Annotated in this window: 5 protein-coding genes; 1 reads left to right on the top strand and 4 read right to left on the bottom strand. The window is 51.5% G+C overall.

Going from position 1 to position 3,476, the window contains the following annotated elements; translation table 11 throughout:
- Window positions 1-183 precede the first annotated feature (183 nt).
- The 4 genes from yidC to rpmH are packed head-to-tail and all read right to left on the bottom strand — an operon-like array spanning window position 184 to window position 2,574.
- Window positions 184-1,830, bottom strand: a complete 1,647-nt coding sequence (yidC, locus tag BG74_RS04605; protein WP_066596922.1) for a membrane protein insertase YidC — start codon at window positions 1,828-1,830, stop codon at window positions 184-186.
- 2 nt (window positions 1,831-1,832) lie between these two features.
- The gene (yidD, locus tag BG74_RS10710; protein WP_073961078.1) at window positions 1,833-2,090 is read right to left on the bottom strand and encodes a membrane protein insertion efficiency factor YidD; all 258 of its coding nucleotides are present in this window, start codon (window positions 2,088-2,090) and stop codon (window positions 1,833-1,835) included.
- On the bottom strand, window positions 2,054-2,413 hold the full coding sequence (gene rnpA, locus BG74_RS04600) for a ribonuclease P protein component (RefSeq protein ID WP_073961077.1): 360 nt from the start codon (window positions 2,411-2,413) through the stop codon (window positions 2,054-2,056). The genes yidD and rnpA overlap by 37 nt, the downstream gene beginning before the upstream one ends.
- Before the next feature lie 17 nt (window positions 2,414-2,430).
- Window positions 2,431-2,574: a 50S ribosomal protein L34 gene (rpmH, locus tag BG74_RS10705; RefSeq protein WP_073961076.1), complete on the bottom strand. Its 144-nt coding sequence runs from the start codon at window positions 2,572-2,574 to the stop codon at window positions 2,431-2,433.
- Window positions 2,575-3,214: 640 nt separating this feature from the next.
- On the opposite strand from rpmH, the gene BG74_RS13070 reads away from it, so the two are divergent.
- Window positions 3,215-3,476: DnaA N-terminal domain-containing protein (locus BG74_RS13070; protein ID WP_305809572.1), on the top strand; the 262-nt coding region annotated here is incomplete at its 3' end.

Genomic DNA, 3,476 nt, shown 5'->3' with positions numbered 1-3,476 from the left:
GGGGACCCGATACGCGCAGAACGCCAACCCCGCCGCGTCCTAGCGGGGTTGCAAGGGCTGTGATGGTATCCGCCTGGCTCATTGAAACGCTCGCTTGGTACCGCGGGGCACGGTTGAAAAATTAAGGTGGTCAAATAACCATGACCACCTTATCCGCATGACTCTGGGGTCGGGCGCGCGCCGTTATTTAGCTTTTTTATCCCTGTTGTGCAGGCCGCGCTTTTCCAGGCCGCGATAGATAAGATGTTGTTGAATAATGGTCACCAGGTTGCTGACGATATAGTACAACACTAGACCCGAGGGGAACCACAAGAAGAACACGGTGAAGATCGCCGGCATAAAGGTCATGATCTTCTGCTGCATCGGGTCAGTGACAGTGGTGGGCGACATCTTTTGGATAAAGAACATGGTAATACCCATCAGTACCGGCAGGATATAGTAAGGATCCTGGGCCGAGAGATCATGGATCCACAGGGCGAACGGCGCATGGCGCAATTCAATGGAGCCTGACAGCATGTAATACAGCGCCAGGAAGATTGGCATCTGAATCACCAGCGGCAGGCAGCCGCCCAGAGGATTAACTTTCTCTGCCTTGTACAGCGCCATAATTTCCTGGTGTTGGCGCTGTTTATCATCACCCAGGCGCTCGCGCATTCCCGCCAATTTCGGCTGTAGCATGCGTATCTTGGCCATCGAGGTGTACTGTGCCTTGGTCAGCGGGTACATGATGCCACGTACGATGAAGGTAATGATAATAATGGAGAAGCCCCAGTTGCCGATATAGCTATAGATGAATTTCAGCAGCTTGAACAGCGGTTGAGAGATGAACCATAGCCAGCCGTAATCGACCGCCAAATCCAAGTGCGGGGCGATGGCCGCCATCTTGTCCTGGATTTCCGGGCCGAGCCACAACGTGGCTTTTAGTTCGCTTTTGCTGCCGGCCGCAACAATGACAGGAGCGGATTTGAAGCCTACGGCTGCCTGGCCATTGCCCAACTCGGTAGTGTAGAAAGTGTTTTTGCCCTGGGTGAAAGGCACCCAGGCTGTGGCGAAATACTGTTGCAACATGGCGACCCAGCCGCCCTCTGTGCTGACGGAGAGATTCTCGCCCCTGATATCTTTGAAGCTGTATTTCTGATATTTGTCGTCGGTAGTGGAATACGCTGCGCCACGATAAGAGTGCAATGCGAAATTGCTGCTGCCGGCATCACGCGCCCTGGGCAAATCAATGGATTGTTTTAGTTGACCGAACAACGTCAACTCAAGCGGTTGCTCGCTAGCGTTATTAATATCGTAATTAACATTCAACGCGAAATTACCGCGTTTCAAGATGAAGGTCTTGGTGTACACCGCGCCGTCTGGCGCGGTGTATGTCAGCGGCACGCGCAGTTCGCTCTGGTCATCCGTCAGAACATAAGTGTCCTGGTTGGTGATATATAGCGGGCGCTCGCCGTTGGCGGGATTATCCGGGCCGTTTTTGCCGGTTAAGCCGCTCTGCGCCTGATAGACGAACTCCGCGGAGGTTTCCAGCAAATGGAATGGCTGTTGCGAACCCAGTTTATCGTGATAAGACAGCAGGAAAGCCTGCTCGATGTCACCGCCGCGAGTATTGATTTTTAGCGACAGCACATCGGTTTTTACCGTAATGATCTGGCCCTGTTCGCTGACCGGCACGACCCGGCTGTTGCCCGGGTCTGCCACTGTGGTGTTCGTAGTCTGTTGCGTGGTCTGGGCGGTAGGTTTGGGAGCATGGTCCGCCTGCCAAGCCTGCCAGATCATGAAAGACATGAACAGCAGAGCGATGACAAGAAGATTGCGTTGCGAATCCATTGTTAGTGTTCTCTGTTTTCAAAGGTTTTTGGCGGTACGGGATCTTCGCCCCCTGGGTTCAAAGGGCGGCATTTTAATACGCGTTTTAATGTCAACCAACCACCTTTCAGCATACCATACCTGCGTATCGCCTCAATTCCATACTGCGAACAAGTGGGTTGGAATAGACAATGAGGTCCCAGCAAAGGGCTGATCACGAGTTGATAACCGCGTATTAACCCGATCAGCAGTTTTGAGACTGGCGACAATGGCGGCGCCATAATTTTTCTAACTCTTCCGTCAAGGCATGGTTACCCAGGTCGGTCACACCTTTTTTGGCGATGACCACAAAATCCATGGCAGGCAGGGCGTGCTGATGTAGGCGGAAACTTTCACGCGTCAAGCGCTTGATCCGGTTTCGTTCATGGGCCTGTTTTACATGTTTTTTAGCGACCGCGAGACCGACGCGAGGATGGCCCAGTGTGTTCAGGCGGCCGAGGATGATGGCATGCGGCGTGTCGGCCCGCTGAGGATGCTGGAAGACGAAAAAAAAATGATTGCGAGTTAACAACCGTAACTCCCGAGAAAAAGCGAGCTTAACCACTAGGTGGGCAAGCTTTCTTACTTGGAAGATACGGTCAGGCGTGCACGGCCTTTCGCACGGCGACGTGCTAAAACCTGACGACCGTTCCTCGTTGCCATACGAGCACGGAAACCGTGGGTACGATTGCGTTTCAATACGGATGGTTGGAAAGTGCGTTTCATAGCGATTTCTACCTAAACTTTGATAATTACTGACCAGTAAACGCATCTGGCTGCTCGGCACAAAGAAGAAAGACGCCTCAATCGCATAATGACTAGAGAGTGGGATTGTAATAACTGCACAGTCCCTAGTCAATTCACGTCGCGTATACCCTGCCTGAATACCGGTGTTCATACAAGAACCTCCGTCCGACAAGTCGGATAAACAACAGACGTCACTCACGCGCAAGGGGGAGAATTATACAGGGTTCACGCTAAAGCGCAAGTATCTAGCAGGATCTACTCTATTCCTGGCAGGATTAAATGTCCGTGATCCCGGCCGAAAAATTAAGACTATGCTTAATTTAAGCGATCATAAGGCTTACTTTTTATCCATCGGAGATGGAATCAGGTACACTCCCAAGCATCCGGTTGCCCTGTGGATAAAAAGGATGAAAACTGTGTAGAAGAGGAGGATCTGCGGTGAGGTTTGCGTTATGATCCGCACTCCATGACGGGGATCCCCGTCAAAGATCCGCCGCGGGAAAAACCGTTTAAGGCGGTTCGCAGGTTGCATCATAGTAATCTGTGTCAAAAAGATGATCCTGAATCATACAGTTTTGTTTCTTTTCTTTTTTTTGATCTTGTTCGATTGGAGTCCGCTGTGTCACTTTCGCTTTGGCAGCAATGTCTTGCCCGGTTACAGGATGAGTTATCTGCCACAGAATTCAGTATGTGGATACGCCCTCTACAGGCGGAACTGAGTGACAACACTCTGGCGCTTTACGCCCCTAATAGGTTCGTGCTGGATTGGGTACGGGATAAATATTTGAACAATATAAATGGGTTGCTGAGTGACTTCTGCGGCACAGATGCTCCACTGTTGCGCTTTGAGGTGGGTAGCAAGCCGCCGCAAGTGACTGTAC

It is taken from the genome of Sodalis-like endosymbiont of Proechinophthirus fluctus, from assembly GCF_001602625.1.
Taxonomy (GTDB): Bacteria; Pseudomonadota; Gammaproteobacteria; order Enterobacterales; family Enterobacteriaceae.
Note: the sequence above shows the minus strand (reverse complement) of the source record. Positions and strands in the feature narration are given on the sequence as shown.

What these genes read in the sequence shown, in the direction of transcription:
- yidD (WP_073961078.1), bottom strand. Translation starts at nt 2,090, where the DNA reads ATGGCGCCGCCATTGTCGCCAGTCTCAAAACTGCTGATCGGGTTAATA.
- yidC (WP_066596922.1), bottom strand. Translation starts at nt 1,830, where the DNA reads ATGGATTCGCAACGCAATCTTCTTGTCATCGCTCTGCTGTTCATGTCT.
- rpmH (WP_073961076.1), bottom strand. Translation starts at nt 2,574, where the DNA reads ATGAAACGCACTTTCCAACCATCCGTATTGAAACGCAATCGTACCCAC.